At 63.6% G+C, this 19,004-nt stretch carries 17 protein-coding genes; 12 read left to right on the top strand and 5 right to left on the bottom strand.

The features are described 5' to 3' along the window. Positions 1–3 precede the first annotated feature (3 nt). The 4 genes from hemF to IG627_RS04770 form a co-directional block, all read right to left on the bottom strand. Positions 4–924, bottom strand: a complete 921-nt coding sequence (gene hemF / locus IG627_RS04755; protein ID WP_193190489.1) for an oxygen-dependent coproporphyrinogen oxidase — start codon at positions 922–924, stop codon at positions 4–6. Between the two features lie 57 nt (positions 925–981). Beyond that, entirely contained in the window at positions 982–1,569 is a 588-nt protein-coding gene (locus IG627_RS04760; protein ID WP_226864726.1) for an L-threonylcarbamoyladenylate synthase, read from the bottom strand. Positions 1,570–1,762: 193 nt separating this feature from the next. Next, positions 1,763–2,896 (bottom strand): DNA-processing protein DprA, encoded by a 1,134-nt coding sequence (gene dprA, locus IG627_RS04765; protein WP_193190497.1) that lies wholly within the window; start codon positions 2,894–2,896, stop codon positions 1,763–1,765. 72 nt (positions 2,897–2,968) lie between these two features. Then, a complete protein-coding gene (locus tag IG627_RS04770; protein WP_193190499.1) occupies positions 2,969–4,039 on the bottom strand; it encodes a LysM peptidoglycan-binding domain-containing protein in 1,071 nt (356 codons plus the stop codon). Between the two features lie 163 nt (positions 4,040–4,202). Between IG627_RS04770 and def the strand changes: the two genes are divergently transcribed. From def to IG627_RS04820, 10 genes are all read left to right on the top strand, one after another. Further along, entirely contained in the window at positions 4,203–4,709 is a 507-nt protein-coding gene (def, locus tag IG627_RS04775) for a peptide deformylase (protein ID WP_193190501.1), read from the top strand. A gap of 65 nt (positions 4,710–4,774) precedes the next feature. Continuing rightward, a complete protein-coding gene (fmt, locus tag IG627_RS04780) occupies positions 4,775–5,737 on the top strand; it encodes a methionyl-tRNA formyltransferase (RefSeq protein WP_193190503.1) in 963 nt (320 codons plus the stop codon). Beyond that, positions 5,738–7,045: a 16S rRNA (cytosine(967)-C(5))-methyltransferase RsmB gene (gene rsmB / locus IG627_RS04785; RefSeq protein WP_193190505.1), complete on the top strand. Its 1,308-nt coding sequence runs from the start codon at positions 5,738–5,740 to the stop codon at positions 7,043–7,045. Positions 7,046–7,075: 30 nt separating this feature from the next. Then, positions 7,076–8,461 (top strand): Trk system potassium transporter TrkA, encoded by a 1,386-nt coding sequence (gene trkA, locus IG627_RS04790; RefSeq protein ID WP_193190507.1) that lies wholly within the window; start codon positions 7,076–7,078, stop codon positions 8,459–8,461. 107 nt (positions 8,462–8,568) lie between these two features. Then, positions 8,569–10,020 (top strand): TrkH family potassium uptake protein, encoded by a 1,452-nt coding sequence (locus IG627_RS04795; protein WP_193190509.1) that lies wholly within the window; start codon positions 8,569–8,571, stop codon positions 10,018–10,020. Positions 10,021–10,125: 105 nt separating this feature from the next. Then, positions 10,126–11,184 carry an efflux RND transporter periplasmic adaptor subunit gene (locus tag IG627_RS04800; RefSeq protein WP_193190511.1) on the top strand — a complete coding sequence of 353 codons (1,059 nt, stop codon included), beginning with the start codon at positions 10,126–10,128 and terminating at the stop codon, positions 11,182–11,184. Positions 11,185–11,219: 35 nt separating this feature from the next. Further along, positions 11,220–11,915 (top strand): ABC transporter ATP-binding protein, encoded by a 696-nt coding sequence (locus IG627_RS04805; RefSeq protein WP_193190513.1) that lies wholly within the window; start codon positions 11,220–11,222, stop codon positions 11,913–11,915. Further along, a complete protein-coding gene (locus IG627_RS04810; RefSeq protein WP_193190515.1) occupies positions 11,912–13,072 on the top strand; it encodes an ABC transporter permease in 1,161 nt (386 codons plus the stop codon). Before IG627_RS04805 ends, IG627_RS04810 begins: the two co-directional genes overlap by 4 nt. A 16-nt stretch (positions 13,073–13,088) precedes the next feature. Further along, positions 13,089–14,264, top strand: coding sequence for an ABC transporter permease (locus IG627_RS04815; RefSeq protein WP_226864727.1), 1,176 nt, complete (start codon positions 13,089–13,091; stop codon positions 14,262–14,264). Position 14,265: 1 nt separating this feature from the next. After that, a complete protein-coding gene (locus IG627_RS04820; protein WP_193190519.1) occupies positions 14,266–14,892 on the top strand; it encodes a glutathione S-transferase family protein in 627 nt (208 codons plus the stop codon). Here IG627_RS04820 and IG627_RS04825 read toward each other — a convergent pair whose 3' ends face one another. Next, a complete protein-coding gene (locus IG627_RS04825) occupies positions 14,893–15,783 on the bottom strand; it encodes a lysophospholipid acyltransferase family protein (protein WP_193190521.1) in 891 nt (296 codons plus the stop codon). 147 nt (positions 15,784–15,930) lie between these two features. Between IG627_RS04825 and glyQ the strand changes: the two genes are divergently transcribed. Both glyQ and glyS read left to right on the top strand, forming a co-directional pair. Next, the gene (glyQ, locus tag IG627_RS04830; protein ID WP_193190523.1) at positions 15,931–16,887 is read left to right on the top strand and encodes a glycine--tRNA ligase subunit alpha; all 957 of its coding nucleotides are present in this window, start codon (positions 15,931–15,933) and stop codon (positions 16,885–16,887) included. Beyond that, positions 16,887–18,968, top strand: coding sequence for a glycine--tRNA ligase subunit beta (glyS, locus tag IG627_RS04835; RefSeq protein ID WP_193190524.1), 2,082 nt, complete (start codon positions 16,887–16,889; stop codon positions 18,966–18,968). The genes glyQ and glyS overlap by 1 nt, the downstream gene beginning before the upstream one ends. The last annotated feature ends 36 nt before the right edge of the window (positions 18,969–19,004 follow it).

Genomic DNA, 19,004 nt, shown 5'->3' on the forward strand with positions numbered 1-19,004 from the left:
TGATTACTTGAGCCAGTCCCTGTGCGGCAGAAATTCCGTGTAGAGTCTGTCCTCTGCCGAGCCAGGCTCCGGGTGCCAGTCGTACTGCCAGCGCACCAGCGACGGCAGCGACATCAGAATCGATTCGGTGCGGCCGCCGCTCTGCAGGCCGAAGAGGGTGCCGCGGTCGTAGACCAGGTTGAACTCCACATAGCGGCCGCGGCGGTACAGTTGGAAATTGCGTTCGCGCTCGCCGTATTCGATGTCTTTGCGCTCTTCCAGGATCGGCAGATAGGCGTCGAGGTAGCTGTCGCCCACCGCTCGCATGAACGCGAAGGCATTGTCGAAGCCGCCCTCATTGAAATCATCGAAGAAGAGGCCACCCACACCGCGGGCTTCATCGCGGTGTTTGAGATAAAAATACTCGTCGCACCATTTTTTGAAGCGCGGATAGATCTCCTCACCGAAGGGCTCACAGGCTTTTTTCGCGGTGTTGTGCCAGTGCACCACATCTGCCTCGAAGCCATAATAGGGAGTGAGGTCGTAGCCACCGCCAAACCACCACACCGGTTCCGCACCGGCTTTTTCCGCCACAAACAGGCGCACATTGGCGTGGCTGGTGGGTGCATAGGGGTTTTCGGGGTGAATCACCAGGGAAACCCCCATCGCCTCGAAGGAGCGGCCGGCCAGTTCCGGGCGCGCCGCCGTGGCCGAGGGCGGCAGTTTATCGCCGTACACGTGCGAGAAGTTGACCCCGCCCTTTTCTATGACACTGCCATTTTCCAGCACCCGGGTGCGGCCGCCACCGCCGCCCTCCCGGGTCCAGGTATCTTCCACAAACGCCTTGCCGTCCACCGCCGCCAGCTCTGCACAGATACGGTCCTGCAGTTTCAGCAGATAGTCTTTCACGGTCTGAGTCGGAAATGCAGTATTGGCGTCAGTCATGGTCAGCTCTTGTAATGCGGGAGAGGATAGGCCCCGGAGGGCCAGGCGAAGACGGGCTCAGCCGGCGCGAACGACGCGACCGCTGACGAGATCGCGGATCTCGCTGGGCGCCCTGCGGCCGCCGGTATTGCCGCCGCCGACAAAATCGAGGCTGTCGCCGAAGTAGCGCAGCACCTGGAACTTGTGCCGCGCGGCTTGGCAGCCGGCCGGATTGGCGGAGGTGGATACGATAGCACCGCCAAAGGCGCGCGTTAATGCGGCGGTGAAGCGGTGGTCGGTGTGGCGCAGGGCAACACTGTGGTGGATACCGGAGACCCAGGGTGCCACCTGGTCAAAATGCGGAACCAGCCAGGTCACCGGGCCGGGCCAGGTCTCATCGATACGCGCGCGCTGGTCGCCGGTGAGATTGTGCAACAGTGCATCGAAGTGATGCTGGTCGCCGGAAACCAGGATCAGTCCCTTTTCCAGGGGCCGCCCTTTCAGCCGGCACAGGCGGGCAACCGCCTCGGGATTGTTGGGATCGCAGGCGAGCCCCCACACCGATTCCGTGGGGTGGGCGATGACCCCACCGGCAGCCAGTGCGCGCACGGCGCCGGCCAGGGAGAAACCCGTGCTATACAGGCTGTGACGGTTATTTTCTGCCAAGGATCGGGACTCTTCGGGTCTTGCGGTAGCGCAGTTATTGCGACAATTGCGCTTCTCGGGGAGCGCCGCAATTTAGCGGATAGTACCAGCCTAGACAAGGCTGGGCCGGCCTGCCGCGGTCAGGGTGCGGTGCAGGAACCACGGCAGCCAGTATCGGGACCACCGCCTTGTATCTATGGCTGGTAAATTTTGTCTATTCCGCGAATTGCAACTGGGCGGCGCCCCGCGGGGTCAGCTGGTAGCCACCGGGCAGCTGTTCCACATATCCCGCCAGTTCCAGCTGCAGCAGCATCGCCATCAGTTCGCCGACGCTCTCGCCCGTATCCCGTGCCAGTTGCTCCATACTGCGGGGATCCCCACCCAGGGCCTCGACCAGGCGCCGCTGGCGCGGCTCCAGTTGCGGCGCCGGTTCACTCAGAGCTGTCTTAGGCTCTGCCAACAGGCCGCCCAGCTGCTGGACTATATCGGTGCTGGTTTCCACCAGCGCGGCGCCATCCCGGATCATCCGGTGGCAGCCGCGCGCCAGCGGGCTGTGGATGGAACCGGGGATCGCGAACACCTCGCGGTTTTGCTCCAGCGCCTGTCTCGCGGTAATCAGTGAGCCGGAGCGCAGTGCCGCCTCCACCAGCAGTACCCCCATCGACAGGCCGCTGATAATGCGGTTTCGCCTGGGGAAGTTGGCCGCCTCGGGGGCGCTGCCGAGGGGCAGCTCACCGATAACGGCGCCGCCGCTTGCGACTATCTCTTCCGCCAGTGCTGCATTGCGCCGCGGATAGAGCCGGTCGACGCCGGTGCCCAGTACCGCCAGGGTGATACCGCCGGACTTGAGGGCGCCGCGGTGGGCGGCGGCATCCACCCCGAGCGCCAGGCCGGAGGTGATCGCGAAACCGGCGCCGGCCAGCTCCGCCGCGAAGGCGTGGGCATTGTCCAGCCCGCCGGCGCTGGCGCGGCGCGCGCCGACCACCGCTATCTGCGGCAGGTGCAGCGCCTCGACGGCCCCCCTTATATAAAGGACCGGCGGCGGGCGGGATATTTCGGCCAGCAGCCGCGGGTATTCATCCTCGCCGTATGCCAGCAGTCTTATCCCGGCGTCTTTGCAGTGCTGTTGTTCCGCCTGTGCCCAGGCGGCCAGTTCGCTCTGCTCGCCGCGCCTGGCAAAATCGCGCCACTGGCTCTGGGCGCGCTCGGGGAGTTTGATCAATAGAGTATCGGGGAGGGACTGCAGCGCCCGCAGGGGGCTGCCGAAGTGTTCGATCAGCTGCCAGTAGCGGCCGGGGCCCATGCCTTCGAGTCGCAGCAGGGCCAGTGTGGCGGTCAGCGCATCCATGCGATCTACCGTTCGATTCTGTTCTTGCAGGGCAAGGCGGGCCAAACAGAAAAGCCCGCCGGTGAAACATTCTCAGGGGTTGCGCACCAGATCCATCACCGCGAGCGGGCGCTCCGCCTCCAGCACCAGTGCCAGGCTCATCTTCTCGAAGGTGCGGAACACCATCAGTACTCCGGCGTACTCGTCCGGCAGCTTGACGCTCTCGCGCTCGATGCGATCGCGCACCGTGGCGCCGCGCTTGTAGATCGCCAGCACATGGCCCGGCTGCAGAGCCTCGCGCTCGCCGCGGTTGACCACCACCACGTCGTACTTGCCGATCTGGGTCACGCCCTCATCGACGCCGAGGATAACGCCTTCCACCGGTACCGCCGGCGCCCCGGGCTGGAACATCGCGGCGATGGAACGCTCCTCCACCGGCAGCAGCCGGTCTTCCAGGCGAATCTCGCGAGCGGTGCGGGTGACCTCCAGGGTGGCAATGGCAAATTCCTCGCGGCGGTCCGGATCCAACTGGAACAGGTCGACCGAACCCACATCCAGGGCCTGCCGACCCAGAGTTTCTCCAGTCAGCGGATCCGCGTAGATAGGGCCGGGGCGGTAGACGCCGTAGGCGGCCAGGGGCACACGGAAGTCGCCGCGGGCGTAAATCTTGTCTCCGGCCCCCATCAGGATGTGGTTGTCGGAACCGGAAATCACATAGGGTGTACCTTCGAAGGCATCCGGCGCCACTATGCGGGTGCGCGACAGGAAAGCGTTGATCGCGTCCAGCGGAATCGCCGGTATCGCCTCGCCCACCGCCTCGCGGCGCACCTGCGGGTGCAGGCTGCTGCTGCCGGAGGCCGGCGTCAACCTGTAGGCGCGCGGTCCGCGCTCCAGGTGCAGCTGCGGCTGCCCCTCCACATACACCAGGCGCAAACGGTCGCCCGGGTAGATCAGGTGGGGGTTTTCTACCTGCGGATTGACCTGCCAGATCTCCGGCCACTGCCAGGGCTGGGCGAGGAACTGGCCCGAGATATCCCACAGGGTGTCGCCCCTCTGCACCACGTAGACATCCGGGTGGTCGGGGTTGAGGGGCACCTGATCCTGGGCCTGAATGCCAAAGGTCACCGCCAGCAACGCGGCAGCGGCCAGAATAATTTTTTTCATGGAAGCATTCCTATGCTCTTTATCGCTATAATTCACAGCGCCGGGCCTGTCTGAGGCAGGCCGGAGTCGATTGGAAAATTAGACTCCAAACGGCAAAATTTGAGCGCGATCATTATGTTATCAGCGCAAGTTCCACGAATACTAGAAGTTTGTCACAGGTGTTATGGCCAAACTCGAGATCCTTGAATTTCCCGATCCGCGCCTGCGCCAGGTCGCAAAACCCGTAGTCGAGGTTACCGACGAACTGCGCCAGCTGGTCGACGACATGTTCGAAACCATGTATGACGCCCCCGGCGTCGGCCTCGCAGCGACCCAGGTGAATGTGCACCAGCGCATTGTCGTGATTGACGCGAGTGAAGACCAGAGCGAGCCACTGGCGTTCATCAACCCGGAGATCGAGGTGCTGGACGAGGAGATCCACCAGTACGACGAGGGCTGCCTGTCGGTACCCGGTTTCTACGAGACGGTGGAGCGTCCCCGCAAGGTGCGTATCAAGGCACTGGACCGGGATGGCGAGACCTTCGCGATCGAGGCCGAGGGCCTGCTGGCGGTGATTATCCAGCATGAGGTGGATCACCTGAACGGCAAGCTGTTCGTGGATTACATCTCTCCGCTGAAGCGCAACCGCATCCGTTCCAAGCTGGAAAAGGCCCATCGCCAGCGCGCCTAGGCGCACAGTTTCCAAACCAGGTTTCCCGCCACCGGTCGCCCCGGTGGCCCTTCCACACCGAGTCTATGACCCAGCCACTGAACATCATCTTCGCCGGCACGCCGGACTTTGCCGCCGTGCACCTGCAGGCACTGCTCGACAGCCCACACAATGTCATCGCCGTCTACACCCAGCCGGACAGGCCCGCCGGGCGCGGCAAGAAACTGCTCGCCAGCCCGGTCAAGGCGCTGGCGGAAAAACACGCCCTTCCGGTCTACCAGCCATCGAGCCTGCGCGATGAGAGTGCCCAGGCGGAACTGGCGGCCCTGGCTTCGGACATTATGGTAGTGGTCGCCTACGGTTTGATTCTGCCCCAGGTGGTGCTGGATACGCCGCGCCTCGGTTGCGTGAATGTACACGCATCCCTGCTGCCGCGCTGGCGCGGCGCCGCGCCGATTCAGCGCGCCGTCGAGGCCGGCGACGCCAAGAGCGGCGTGGCCATCATGCAGATGGAGGCCGGGCTGGATACAGGCCCGGTGCTGGTGGAGAGCCGCTGCGCCATTTCCCCGCGGGACACAGGCGGCAGCTTGCACAACAAGCTGGCAGAACTGGGTGGCCCGGCGCTGCTGGAGGCGCTGCAGCAACTGGCGTCCGGTACGGCCGTGCCGCGGATGCAGGACGACGCCCTGGCCAACTACGCCGGCAAGATCAGCAAGGAGGAAGCCAGGCTCGACTGGACCCGCCCGGCCGAGGAGCTGGAGCGCCGGATCCGCGCTTTCAATCCCTTCCCCGTTTGCTGGACCACCTTCTCGGACAACAAGGGCGAGCGGCGACTGCGCATCTACAGCGCACAACTGGAGCACGGCTGCCACGGCGATGCAGCGGGCACCATTCTCACCGCCGACAGCGAGGGCCTGCTGGTCGCCTGCGGCCGCGGGGCACTGCGCCTGCAGCTGCTGCAACTGCCGGGCAAGAAGGCCCTGCCGGTGGCGGAAATACTCAAGGGCTACCGGGAGCTGTTTGCCCCCGGCAACCGGCTGGGGCAATAGATGACTAACGACGTCCGCGCAGAGGCCGCCAGGGTTCTCGCCGCCCTGCTCCAGAGCCAGGGCTCGCTGTCGCGACTGCTGCCGCGCGCAGAGGAAAAAGTCGCTGAACGCGATCGCGCGCTGCTGCGGGAACTCTGCTACGGCGGCGCGCGCACGGCACCGCGGCTGCAACTGCAGGCCAACAAGCTGCTGCGCAAGCCGCCGGCGGATATCGAGGTGGAGGCACTGATACTGCTCGGCCTCTATCAGTTGGAATACACTCGCATCCCCGATCACGCGGCGATATCGGCAACGGTGAATGCGGCCCGCGCACTGAAGCTGGACCGCGCCACCGGCGTCATCAACGGCGTGCTGCGCAATGCCCAGCGCAGTCGCGAACAGCTGCAGCGCAAACTGTCCGGCAACCCGCAGTTCAGCTCCATGCACCCGAGCTGGCTGCAGCGCCGTATCAAGGCCGCCTGGCCCGAGCGCGCCGCCGATATCTTCCGCGCCAACAATACCAATCCGCCGATGACCCTGCGCGTCAACAACGCCAGGGTTTCCCGCGAAGACTATCTGCAACAGCTGGATGCGGCGGATATCGCCGCCCGCCCCAGCGCCATTTCCCCGGTCGGCCTTGTGCTGGACGAGGCCCGCGCGGTCAATGAGCTGCCGGGCTTTGCCGATGGCCTGGTCAGTGTGCAGGACGAGTCGGCGCAGCTGGCGGCACTGTTGCTGGCACCGCGCAACGGAGAAAGAGTGCTGGACGCCTGCGCCGCCCCCGGCGGCAAGAGCTGCCACCTGCTGGAACAGCAGCCCTCGATCCGCCTGAGTGCCCTGGATATAGAAGAGGTGCGCCTGGACCGGGTGGCGGAAAACCTGGAGCGTATCGGCGCCGAGGCGGAGCTGATCTGCGCCGATGCGGCAGAAGCCGATGCCTGGTGGGACGGCCAGCCCTTCGACCGCATACTGCTGGACGCACCCTGCTCCGCCACCGGGGTGATCCGCCGCAATCCGGATATCAAGCTGTTGCGCCGCGAGGCGGACATCGCCGAGTTGGCCGAACTGCAGGCCAGAATTTTGCGCGCCCTGTGGAAGCTGCTCCGCCCGGGAGGCTCCCTGCTCTACGCCACCTGCTCGATACTGCCAGCGGAAAACGCCGAGGTAGTGGCGCGCTTCGTTGCGGAGACTGGGGATGCGAGCGACAATACGCCGCAATTGCTGAATGATGCGCCCTGGGGAGAGCCGCAGGCGGCGGGCGTACAGCTGTTTCCGCAGCCCGACGGTGGCGACGGTTTCTACTACGCTCTGCTGGGCAAAGCCGAATAAAAGCGACCAGAGTCGCGAGCCATATCTGATATGAAAATTGTCATTCTCGGCGCCGGCCAGGTGGGCGGCTCACTGGCGGAAAGCCTCGCCTCCGAGCGCAACGATATTGTGCTGGTGGACAGTGACGAGAAAACCCTGCGTGAACTGCGCGATCGCCTGGATATCGGCGTGGTCATCGGCCACGCCGCCCACCCGGATATACTGCTGGAAGCCGGCATCGAGGATGCCGACATACTGGTAGCGGTGACCAACAACGACGAAACCAATATGGTCGCCTGCCAGATAGCTCACTCCCTGTACCGCGTGCCCACCAAGATAGCCCGCGTGCGCGCAGGCGCCTATTTACAGCATCCGCAGCTGTTCGATACCCCGGCCATTCCCATCGACGTGCTGATCAGCCCCGAGCAGCTGGTATCGGAGTATATCGCGCGCCTGATGGAGTATCCCGGCGCCCTGCAGGTGCTGGATTTCGCCGACGGCCGCGTGCAGCTGGTGGCGGTGCGCGCCGTGCAGGGCGGCCCCCTGGTCGGCCACCAGCTGCGCTACCTGCGCGAACATATGCCCAAGGTGGACACCCGCGTGGCCGCCATCTACCGCCGCAACAGCCCGATCATTCCCCAGGGGGACACGGTGATCGAGGCCGGCGACGAGGTCTTCTTTATCGCCGCGCGCGCCGATATTCGCGCGGTGATGAGTGAACTGCGCCGGCTGGAACACGGTTATAAGCGTATCGTGATCGCCGGCGGCGGCAATATCGGCCTGCGCCTCGCGCACAAGCTGGAAAACCGCTACTCGGTCAAGCTCATCGAGCAGAGTCACGAGCGCTGCGTCTTCCTGTCGGAGGCGCTGTCCCACAGTATCGTGCTGCACGGCAGCGCCTCGGACCAGGATCTGCTGTTGGAGGAAAACATCGAGGACACCGATGTATTCCTGGCGCTGACCAACGACGACGAGGCCAATATCATGTCGTCGCTACTGGCCAAGCGCCTGGGCGCGCGCAAGGTGATGACCCTGATCAACAACCGCGCCTATGTCGACCTGGTGCAGGGCGGCGAAATTGATATCGCCATATCTCCGCAGCAGAACACCATCGGCAGCCTGCTGACCCACGTGCGCCGCGGCGATATGGTCAATGTGCACTCGTTGCGCCGCGGCGCCGCCGAGGCCATCGAGGTGATCGCCCATGGCGACAACCGCACCTCCAAGGTGGTGGGTAGGAAAATCGAGGATATAGACCTGCCCGAAGGTGCCGCCATAGGCGCCATAGTGCGCGAGACGGAGCAGGGCAGCGAAGTGCTGATCGCCCACGACAACGTGGTGGTGGAGACGAACGACCATGTGATCGTCTTCCTGGTGGATCGCCGCCAGACCCGCCATGTGGAGCAGTTGTTCCAGGTGGGCTTCAGCTTCTTTTAAGGGCGGGACTCGGGACTCCCGCAGGATGTGCCGCGCGCACCACAGGTTCAATGGTGCGCACGGCGCACCCTACCGACCAACATTCGATAATAGGCTGAAATGCGCCGATGCGAATTGCTGTAATAGCGCGAGTTTTCGGAATACTCCTGACGGTGTTCAGCCTGACTCTGCTGCCGCCGATCGGTGTGTCGCTGTTGTATCACGACGGCACTCACACCGCCTTCAGCGCCGCCTTTGTCATCACGCTGGTTACCGGCCTGTTTATGTGGCTGCCGGTGCACGACCTCAAGCAGGAGCTGCGCACCCGCGACGGCTTCGTGGTGACCTCGCTTTTCTGGCTGCTACTGGGCAGTTTTGGCGCCCTGCCGCTGATTATCAGCCCCCAGCCCGACCTGAGCATCACAGACTCCATCTTCGAATCCATCTCCGGTCTGACCACCACCGGTGCCACCACCATCACCGGCCTCGACAGCCTGCCGCCGGCGATCCTCTACTATCGCCAGCAGCTGCAGTGGTTCGGCGGTATCGGCGTGATCGTGATTGCGCTGGCGATTCTGCCGATGCTGGGTATCGGCGGTATGCAGCTGTACAAGGCGGAAATCCCGGGACCGGTCAAGGACACCAAACTGACCCCGCGTATCGCCGAGACGGCGCGCGCGCTGTTTGTTATCTACATCACCCTGACACTGCTGTGTGGCCTGGGGTACTGGTGGGCCGGCATGACGGTATTCGACGCGGTGGGGCACGCCTTCTCCACCGTGGCCAATGGGGGCTTCTCCACCCATGATGCCAGTATGGGCTTTTACGCCAATAACCACGCGATCATGCTGGTCTGTATCTTTTTCATGTTCACTGCGGCGATCAACTTCGGCCTGCATTTTTTTGCCTTCCGCAACCGCCGCCTGCGCCACTACTGGCGCGATTCCGAGTTCCGTTTCTACGTGATAGTGACCTTTTCCGCCGCCATCCTGATCAGCTGCTACCTCTGGTACCTGGGCATATTTACACCCAGTGGCAGTTTCCTGCACGGCTTCTTCCAGGTGGTGTCCATCGGCACCACCGCCGGTTTTGCCTCGGAAAACTTCTCCGCCTGGCCCGCCTTCCTGCCCTATGTGCTGTTGCTGCTGGGGATTCTCGGCGCCTGTGCCGGCTCCACCTCCGGCGGAATCAAGGCGGTGCGCGGTATGCTGATCATGAAATCCGGCCTGCGCGAGCTGAACCGACTGGTGCACGCCAACGCGGTGGTGCCGATCAAGGTGAACCGCAAGATAGTGCCGGAGCGGGTCACCGATGCGGTGTGGGGCTTCTTTGCCGTTTATATCCTGTCTTTTTTCGTGCTCACCGTCATCGTCATGGCTACCGGGGAGAATTTCGTCACCTCCTTTTCCACCGTCGCCTCCTGCCTCAGCAATATAGGTCCGGCCCTCGGTGACGCGGCCGCCCACTACGGCTCGGTCAACGAGGTGGCCAAGTGGTTCCTGATACTGGCGATGCTGATGGGGCGTCTGGAGATCTTTACCCTGCTGGTACTGCTGACCCCGGCCTTCTGGCGACACTAGCTGTCACCAGTCGCCGCAAACGGTACTCTTGTGCGATAGTCAAATTCGTAAGTTTCTGCCACAGTAGCGGGCTACAGGAAGTAGCCAACAATAAATAAAGGCAGTATGAGCAGAAACACCAGCGAGTTGCTCGGTCAGTTGAAGATCGATCGCGACGCAGTGCCCGCATCCGATCCCCCCTCCCGGCGCACCCTGATTGCCGCATCGCTCGGCGTCACTGCCGGCCTGCTGCTGGGCGCCCTCGCCGTGTCGCTTTTCGGCGGCGAGGAAGCGGCACCGCAGCCGCTTGCCAGCGCCATGACGCAAACCCCGACCGCCCCCAAAATCCAGCCGGCCGCTTTAACCCGGCGCGAGACGGTGCTCAACGCCTCCGGCTATATCACCGCGCGGCGCATGGCCACGGTTTCCGCCGAGGTGATGGGCCTGATCGCCGAGGTGGATGTCGAAGAGGGCATGAGCGTGGGCGAAGGTCAGGTACTGGCGCGACTGGACGACGCCAAGGCGAAGGTCAACCTCGATTTTGCCCTGGCGCAGGTTCGGGTTCTGCAGGCACGGCAGGCCAGCATCATCGCCAACCTGGAGGAGGCCCGGCGCCAGCGTGTCCGCTACGCAGGGTTGAGTGACAAACACTATTCCAGTCGCGCCCAGCTGACCCAGAGTGAGGCTGCGGTGGAGAGCCTGCAGGCAGAACTCGCCAGCGCGCGCGCGGATATAGAAGTGGCGAAGCTAGAAGTGCAGCGCCAGCGCGAGCGGCTCGAGGATCACACGATACGCGCCCCCTTCTCCGGTGTGGTCACACAGAAAAACGCCCAGCCCGGGGAAATAGTCGCGCCCAGCTCCGCCGGTGGCGGCTTCACCCGCACCGGTATCTGCACCATCGTCGATATGGATTCACTGGAAATCGAAGTGGACGTCAACGAGGCCTTTATCGGTCGCGTGTCGCCGGGGCAGAAGGTCAACGCCAACCTGGACGCTTACCCGGACTGGGATATTCCGGCAACGGTGGTCGCCATCATCCCCACTGCCGACCGCGCCAAGGCGACGGTACGGGTGCGCATCGGTATCGATGCAAGGGACGCGCGCATACTGCCGGATATGGGTGTCAAGGTGGGCTTTATGGCCACAGAGCATAGCGGCGCGGGAGAAGTCTCCCCGCAACAATAAAAAATTCACTAATTTGCCAATTGAGGGAATTGACGATGTCGCAGGACCTTTTATTTCAGTTAAACGGTGTCAGCAAGAGTTTCGTCAAGGGAAAGGAAGAAATTTCTATCTTTAGCGACCTGAACCTGACCATCGAGCGCGGCGACTTCGTCGCCATCATGGGCCCGTCCGGTTCCGGCAAGACGACGCTGTTGAATATGTTGGGCGGCGTTGACCAACCGAGCGGTGGCGAGGTCTCGTTCGACGGTGCTCGGGTGGACAACCTGAGCGAGAGCGCACTGACCCGCTGGCGCGCACACAATATCGGCTTTATCTTCCAGTTCTATAATCTGATGCCGATGCTGAACGCAGCACGCAACGTGGAATTGCCGCTGCTGCTGACAAAACTCTCCAAGGCGCAGCGCAGGAAAAACGTCGAGACAGCACTGGCGCTGGTGGGTCTATCCGACCGCGCCAAGCACATGCCCAGCGAAATGTCCGGCGGCCAGCAGCAGCGGGTGGCCATAGCCCGCGCCATCGTCTCGGACCCGAAACTGCTGCTGTGTGACGAACCCACCGGCGACCTGGACCGCACTACCGCTGATGAAATCCTCGAAATGCTGCAGCTGCTGAACCGCGACCACGGCAAGACCATCGTCATGGTCACCCACGACCCGGCCGCGGCCAAGTATGCGAACCGCACGCTGCATCTGGACAAGGGCAAATTCGTGCAGAGGGAACTGGTGGCATGAGTGATCTCTATTTAATTTACAAAAACATGACGAGGAAGCCGCTACGGCTCTTCCTCACCTGTTTTGCGATCTTTATCGCCTTCCTGATCTACGGCGCGGTCACCACCCTCAAGAGCGCGCTGGACGCCGGTATCGACCTGGCGGCGGACAACCGGCTGGTGGTGGTCAACAAGATCAACTTCACCCAGCCACTGCCGATTGCCTACGCGCAGAAGGTGGCGGCGGTGGAAGGCGTGGAGCACGTCACCTACGCCAACTGGTTCGGCGGCTACTACCAGGAGGCGCGCAACCAGATAGTGGCCATGGCCGTGGAGCCGGAGAGCCTGTTGCAGGTGTACGAGCGGGAAATCGTGTTGCCACTGGAGCAGCGTGCCGCCTGGCTCGGCAACCGCCAGGGCCTGATCGCCGGCAAGAACCTGGCGCAGCGCCTGGGCTGGAAGGTCGGCGACCGGGTGCCGGTCTCCTCCAATATTTTTTCCCACAAGGAGGGCGGCCACACCTGGGACTTCGTAGTGGAGGGGATTTTTACCGGCAGCGATCCGCAGCACGATACCAACAGCATGTACTTTCACTACAAGTACTTTATGGAGACCCAGAGCTTCGGCGGCGACTGGATCGGCTGGATCACCCTCACCACTGTGGACCCGGCGCAGAACCAGCGCATCGCCGACGAAATCGACAACGGCTTCGCCAATTCCCAGGCGGAAACGGATACCAGCACCGAAGCGGCCTTCAGCAAGGCGTTTATCGAACAGATCGGCAATATTGGCCTGATCATCTTTGGCGTGGTGTTTATGGCCTTCTTTACCATATTGATCCTGGTCGGCAACACCATGGCACTGGCGGTGCGCGAGCGCACCGGCGAAATCGCGGTGCTGAAAACCCTGGGCTTCGCCGCCCCGCGCATTTTCAAAATGGTACTGACGGAATCCCTGCTGATCGCCCTGATCGGCGGCCTCGCCGGCCTGGGCGCCGCCTGGCTGATCGTCGAGGGTGCCAAGGCCACCATGGCCCAGTTCCTGCCCAACCTGGTGCTGGATTCCGGCATAGCCCTGCAGGCGCTGGCATTCATGCTGCTGCTGGGGCTGGTTACCGGCCTGCTGCCGGCGCTCAACGCGCTGCGCCTCAATATCGTCACAGCTTTCAACCGGGGGTGAGCCAATGGGATCTCTAATGTCACAAATTGCCGCGGTTGCGGTGATGAATATCCGCAGCCTGCCCCGGCGCCTGTGGATGTCCCTGGCCATGGTGCTGGCCAGCGCCGTGGTGGTCGCCATACTGCTCGCCTTCCTGGCCATGGCCAGGGGGTTCGAGGCCACCATGAGCGGCGCCGGTTCGGACGCCGTGGCGCTGATGATGCGCGAGGGTTCCCAGGCGGAGCTGAACAGTGTGATCGGCCGCGACCAGGTCAACCTGATCGAGGAAGCGCCCGGTATTGCGCGCGACGCCGACGGCCCGCTGGTATCCCCCGAACTCTACGTGATCGTCGACGGCATCAAGAAAGGCACCGGCGGCAAGGCCAATATCCCCCTGCGCGGCCTGGATGCGCGCGGCATGGCCATGCGCGGCAATATGCAGCTGCTGGAGGGCCGCATGTTCACCCCCGGCACCAACGAGATGATTGTCGGCGCCGGAATCCTGCGCGAGTTCGACGGCTTCCAGCTCGGCAACGAGATACGCTTCGGCAAAAACGTGTGGACGGTGGTGGGCGTTTTCTCCACCGGCGGCAATGTGTTCGAAAGTGAACTCTGGGCGGATGCCAAGATGATCCAGAGCCACTACAACCGCGGCAGCAGCTACCAGACCATCCGCGCGCAACTGGAAAACCCCGGCAACCTGGAGCCGCTCAAGGCATATATCGACGCCGAGCCGCAGCTCAACCTGGAACTCAAGACCGAGTCGGCCTACTTCGCCGAACAGGGCAAACAGCTGCAGTACATGGCCATCTTCGGCAGGGTGATCAGCTTTATCATGGCCCTGGGCGCCTTGGCCGGCGCGCTCAACACCATGTATACCTCGGTGGCGGACAGGGCGAAGGAAATCGCCACCCTGCGCGCCCTCGGCTTCGGCAACTTCTCCGCCTTCTGCGGCACCATCGCCGAAGCGCTGGTGCTCGCCGCCGCCGGCGGCCTGCTGGGTTCCCTGGCCGCCTTTGTGTTCTTCGACGGCCTCAACGCCTCGACCCTGGGCGGCAGTTTTACCCAGGTGGTGTTCAGTTTTGACATGTCGCCGGACCTGTTCGTGCAGGGCGCGGTGCTGGCGCTGCTGATCGGTTTCCTCAGCGGTTTCTTCCCCGCCTGGCGCGCGGCGCGCATGCCGGTCATCGTCGCCTTCCGCAACGGGGCCTGACGTGGCCATCACCCTCTACGCCGCGCGGGGCGGCGGCTCCGCCATAGTGGAGGCGCTGCTGACCCTGACCGGGCAGGAGTACCGGGTCGAGTATTTTTCCTGGGAGGACCTGCCCAACGAGGAGCTGCTGGCAGTAAATCCGCTCGGCGAAATCCCCGCCCTGCGTCTCGATAATGGCGACTTACTCACCGAGACAGCGGCGATCACACTGTGGTTGGGGGATCGCTTTCCCGCAAGCAAGCTGGTACCGCCGGCAGACGATCCGGTGCGGGTGCAGTTTCTGCGCCGGCTGGTCTGGCTGGTGGCCGCCGTCTATCCGACCTTTACCTACGGCGACCACCCGGAGCGCTTTGTCCCAGACAAAACGGATGCCGTGCAGCTGCGCGAAACCACTGACCTGCGTCGCCAGGCGTTGTGGCGGCAACTGGAAAAGGAAACGGGTGGCCCCTGGATCTGCGGCGGGCGGAGGACGGCGCTGGACATATTTATTGCGGTAATGAGCTGCTGGCGTCCGCGGCGGCAGTGGTTTGCCGCCGAGTGCCCGCAACTGTTCGCAATTGCGCAGCGGGTGGATCAACTGGATACGCTGAAGAAAGTATGGAGCCGCAACCGTTTGCCGCAGACCTGATCAGTTGCGCTTTTTCTGGTAGATACGGCTCTTGCCTTCCGGCTGTTTCCTGAAGCGCTTGTACTCCCACTGGTACTGTTCCGGCGCCTCGGCGATACAGGCCTCGACGCCGCGATTCATGGCCGCCAATGACACCTTCTGTTCTTCGCTGTAGATGGCCTGCTCTGCAGGCAGGAACACCAGCTCGAAGCCGCCCTCCACCCGCTTGCCGAATCCGAATACACAGCGGCAGCCGGTGCGCTGCAGCAGGTTGTGGGCCAGGGTCATGGTCAGCGCCGGCTTGCCGAAAAAGGGCGCGAAGTCGCCGCCCATATCCGGCTCCTGGTCCGGCAGCACCATGACCATGTTGCCGGCCTTCAGCGATTTCAACAGCGAGCGCACCCCGTGCACATTGGTGGGCACCATATGCACGCCGGTGGCCTCGCGGCCGTTGCGGATAATCGGATCCAGTGCGGGGATTTTCGGCGGTGCATAGAGACCGGTGGACGGGCCCAGTGTGGCCAGGTACATGCCGAAGATCTCCCAGTTGCCGGTGTGGGGCATCAACACCAGCACGCCGCGGTTTTCCTCGACACCCTCGCACAGCAACTGCTGGTTGCGCACCCGCACTATCTGGTCCTCGCTGCGGCTCCAGGGCTGGTGCCAGATGGTGGCCACCTCGCAGCCGGTCATGGTGGTGTGGACGACGCTGTCCCGTGCCAGTCTCTCCCGCTGTACCGGGTCCATGGCCGGATAGCAGAGTGCCAGGTTGATACGACTGATACGCAGGCTGTCGCCGCGGGTCAGCACCGCGATCTTGCCGAACAGCCACCCCAGCCGGCGCGACCAGCGCAGCGGCAGTTTACCGACGAGTTTCAGAGCGGTGGCCGCCAGCCAGCCTTTGATATCCAATGCGACTACTTCCCAATCCAGATTCGATCAAGTATGGCCATTCATTCGGGCCACGGCGCCTTTAGTGCGCCACCCGCTGCCGCTATAATTGCGTCCCTTTGCCCCCAGTCAGCAAATACACAAGCAAATAGCCACGCGGAGATAGCGGTGTCCAAGCAATACGACCACAGCACCTTCCAGGGATTGATTTTCGCCCTGCAGGACTACTGGGCGCGCCAGGGGTGCGTCATTCTACAGCCTCTGGATATGGAAGTGGGCGCCGGCACCTTTCACCCGGCCACCTTCCTGCGCGCCGTGGGTCCCGAGACCTGGAACGCCGCCTATGTGCAGCCCTGCCGCCGCCCCACCGACGGCCGCTACGGCGAGAATCCCAACCGCCTGCAGCACTACTACCAATACCAGGTGGTGATGAAACCGTCCCCGGACAATATCCAGGAGCTGTACCTGGACAGCCTGCGCGCCATGGGCGTGGACCCGGCCGTGCACGATATCCGCTTCGTCGAGGACAACTGGGAATCCCCCACCCTGGGCGCCTGGGGCCTGGGCTGGGAGGTGTGGCTGAACGGTATGGAAGTCACCCAGTTCACCTATTTCCAGCAGGTGGGCGGCCTCGAGTGCTACCCGGTCACCGGTGAGATCACCTACGGCCTGGAGCGCATTGCCATGTACCTGCAGGGCGTCGAGTCCATCTACGACCTGGTGTGGACCCGCAACCCGGACGGCAGCCCGGTCACCTACGGCGACGTCTTCCACCAGAACGAGGTGGAGATGTCCCACTACAACTTCGAACACGCGGACGTGGAGTTCCTGTTCGCCACTTTCGATCACTGCGAGCGCGAGAGCGGGCGACTGATCGAGCTGGGCCTGCCACTGCCCGCCTACGAGCAGGTGATGAAGGCCTCCCACGCCTTCAACTTGCTGGACGCGCGCCACGCCATCTCGGTCACCGAGCGCCAGCGCTACATCCTGCGTGTGCGCACCCTGGCGCGTTCCGTCGCCCAGGCCTACTACGATGCGCGTCGCGCCCTCGGCTTCCCGCTGGCGGCGGAGGAATTGCGTGCAGATATTCTCGCGGAAGACGTCGAGCAAGAGGAGAAGCAGTAATGGCGCAGGATTTTCTGGTAGAGCTGGGCACCGAGGAGCTGCCGCCGAAAGCGCTGCACAAGTTGATGGACGCCTTTGCCGAGGGTATCGCCCAGGGCCTGAAGGGCGCCGAGCTGGAATTCGGCGAGATGAAATCCTATGCCGCCCCGCGCCGCCTGGCGGTGGCGGTTTCCGGACTGGCCGAAAGACAGCAGGACAAACAGATCGAAAAGCTGGGGCCAGCCGTGGCCGCCGCCTTCGACAAGGAGGGCAAACCGAGCAAGGCCGCAGAGGGCTTCGCGCGCAGCAACGGCGTCTCCGTCGGGCAGCTGAGCCGAGTCGAGACCGATAAGGGCGAGCGCCTCGCCTTTGTCAGCGAACAGAAGGGCGCCGCCACCGAGACGCTGCTGCCCGCCATCGTGGAAAAGTCCCTCGCCCAGTTGCCGATCCCGAAACGCATGCGCTGGGGGGCCCGCCGCGAGGAGTTCGTGCGCCCGGTGCACTGGCTGTTGATGCTGTTCGGCAACACCGTCGTCGACGGCGAAGTGCTGGGCCTCAGGGCCGGCAACAGCAGCCGCGGTCACCGCTTCCACTGCGACCGCGAACTGGAGATCCATTCCGCCAGCGACTATGTGCAGCAGCTGCGCGACCCGGGCTATGTGATCGCCGACTTCGCCGAGCGCCGCGAGATGATCCGCGAGCAGGTGATGGCCGAGGCGAACAACGTCAACGGCGAGGCGGTGATCGACGAGGATCTGCTCGACGAAGTCACCGCGCTGGTGGAGTGGCCGGTGGCCCTGACCGGCCGCTTCGAGGAGCGCTTCCTGGAAGTACCCGCCGAGGCACTGGTCTCGTCGATGAAGGAGCACCAGAAGTATTTCCACGTGGTGGACCAGGACGGCCAGCTGCTGCCCTTCTTTATTACCGTATCCAATATCGAGAGCCGGGACGCGGCCCAGGTGATCCACGGCAACGAGCGGGTGATTCGCCCGCGCCTGGCCGACGCCGCCTTCTTCTTCGAGACCGACAAGAAGACCAGCCTCGAGGCCAGGCGCGAGAAACTGCGCCAGATCGTCTTCCAGCAGCATCTGGGCAGTGTCTACGACAAGACCGAGCGGGTGGCAGTACTGGCGGCAAAGATCGCCGACCGCATTGATGCCAATCCGGAATGGGCCGCCCGCGCCGCGCGCCTGTGCAAATCCGACCTGGTCACCGAAATGGTGTTCGAGTTTCCGGACCTGCAGGGTATCGCCGGCTACTACTATGCCGAGAATGACGGCGAGCCGCTGGACGTGGCCAAGGCCATGTACGAGCAGTACATGCCCAAGTTCGCCGGCGACGAGCTGCCCCGGAGCGAGACAGGCACTGTCATCGCCCTGGCGGACCGCCTCGACACCCTGGTCGGCATCTTCGGCATAGGCCAGCCCCCCAGCGGCTCCCGCGATCCCTTCGCGCTGCGCCGCGCCAGCCTCGGCGTCATCCGCATTCTGGTGGAGAAAAAACTCGACCTGGACCTGCGCGAACTGCTGGAACAGGCCCGCGACCAGTACCCGCGCACCGCGCTGGGCGAGTACAACACCGTGGTCGAGCAGACCCTGACCTATATCCTCGAGCGCTTCCGCGCCCGCTACGAGGATCGGGGGATCGCCACCGAGGTCTTTATGTCGGTGGCCACGCGCAAGCTGTCGCGCCCGCTGGACATCGACAACCGGGTGCACGCGGTACATGCCTTCAGCCAGCTGCCTGAGGCGGAGTCACTGGCCGCGGCCAACAAGCGGGTTTCGAATATCCTCGCCAAATTCGAGGGCTCGGTGCCGCACAAAGTGGACGAGGCGCTGCTGCAGGAGGACGCGGAGAAGGCCCTCTACGCGGCGGTCCAGGTGGCGCGCACCGAGGTGGAACCGCTGTATCAAGAGGCCATGTTTGCCGAGGGCCTGGCCGGCCTCGCCGGATTGCGCGAAACCGTGGACAACTTCTTCGACCACGTGATGGTGATGGCCGACGACGAGACGCTGCGCGACAACCGCCTGGCTCTGCTGGCGCAATTGCGTTCGCTCTTCCTCGAGGTGGCGGATATTTCGCTGCTGGTTCCCGCCAAATAAATCGGACGGTCAGATTTGCGGGAAGCTGTCAGACGG

It is taken from the genome of Microbulbifer taiwanensis, from assembly GCF_014904815.1.
GTDB lineage: Bacteria > Pseudomonadota > Gammaproteobacteria > Pseudomonadales > Cellvibrionaceae > Microbulbifer > Microbulbifer taiwanensis.

What these genes read in the sequence shown, in the direction of transcription:
- hemF (WP_193190489.1), bottom strand. Translation starts at nt 924, where the DNA reads ATGACTGACGCCAATACTGCATTTCCGACTCAGACCGTGAAAGACTAT.
- dprA (WP_193190497.1), bottom strand. Translation starts at nt 2,896, where the DNA reads ATGGATGCGCTGACCGCCACACTGGCCCTGCTGCGACTCGAAGGCATG.
- IG627_RS04770 (WP_193190499.1), bottom strand. Translation starts at nt 4,039, where the DNA reads ATGAAAAAAATTATTCTGGCCGCTGCCGCGTTGCTGGCGGTGACCTTT.
- def (WP_193190501.1), top strand. Translation starts at nt 4,203, where the DNA reads ATGGCCAAACTCGAGATCCTTGAATTTCCCGATCCGCGCCTGCGCCAG.
- fmt (WP_193190503.1), top strand. Translation starts at nt 4,775, where the DNA reads ATGACCCAGCCACTGAACATCATCTTCGCCGGCACGCCGGACTTTGCC.
- rsmB (WP_193190505.1), top strand. Translation starts at nt 5,738, where the DNA reads ATGACTAACGACGTCCGCGCAGAGGCCGCCAGGGTTCTCGCCGCCCTG.
- trkA (WP_193190507.1), top strand. Translation starts at nt 7,076, where the DNA reads ATGAAAATTGTCATTCTCGGCGCCGGCCAGGTGGGCGGCTCACTGGCG.
- IG627_RS04795 (WP_193190509.1), top strand. Translation starts at nt 8,569, where the DNA reads ATGCGAATTGCTGTAATAGCGCGAGTTTTCGGAATACTCCTGACGGTG.
- IG627_RS04800 (WP_193190511.1), top strand. Translation starts at nt 10,126, where the DNA reads ATGAGCAGAAACACCAGCGAGTTGCTCGGTCAGTTGAAGATCGATCGC.
- IG627_RS04805 (WP_193190513.1), top strand. Translation starts at nt 11,220, where the DNA reads ATGTCGCAGGACCTTTTATTTCAGTTAAACGGTGTCAGCAAGAGTTTC.
- IG627_RS04810 (WP_193190515.1), top strand. Translation starts at nt 11,912, where the DNA reads ATGAGTGATCTCTATTTAATTTACAAAAACATGACGAGGAAGCCGCTA.
- IG627_RS04815 (WP_226864727.1), top strand. Translation starts at nt 13,089, where the DNA reads ATGTCACAAATTGCCGCGGTTGCGGTGATGAATATCCGCAGCCTGCCC.
- glyS (WP_193190524.1), top strand. Translation starts at nt 16,887, where the DNA reads ATGGCGCAGGATTTTCTGGTAGAGCTGGGCACCGAGGAGCTGCCGCCG.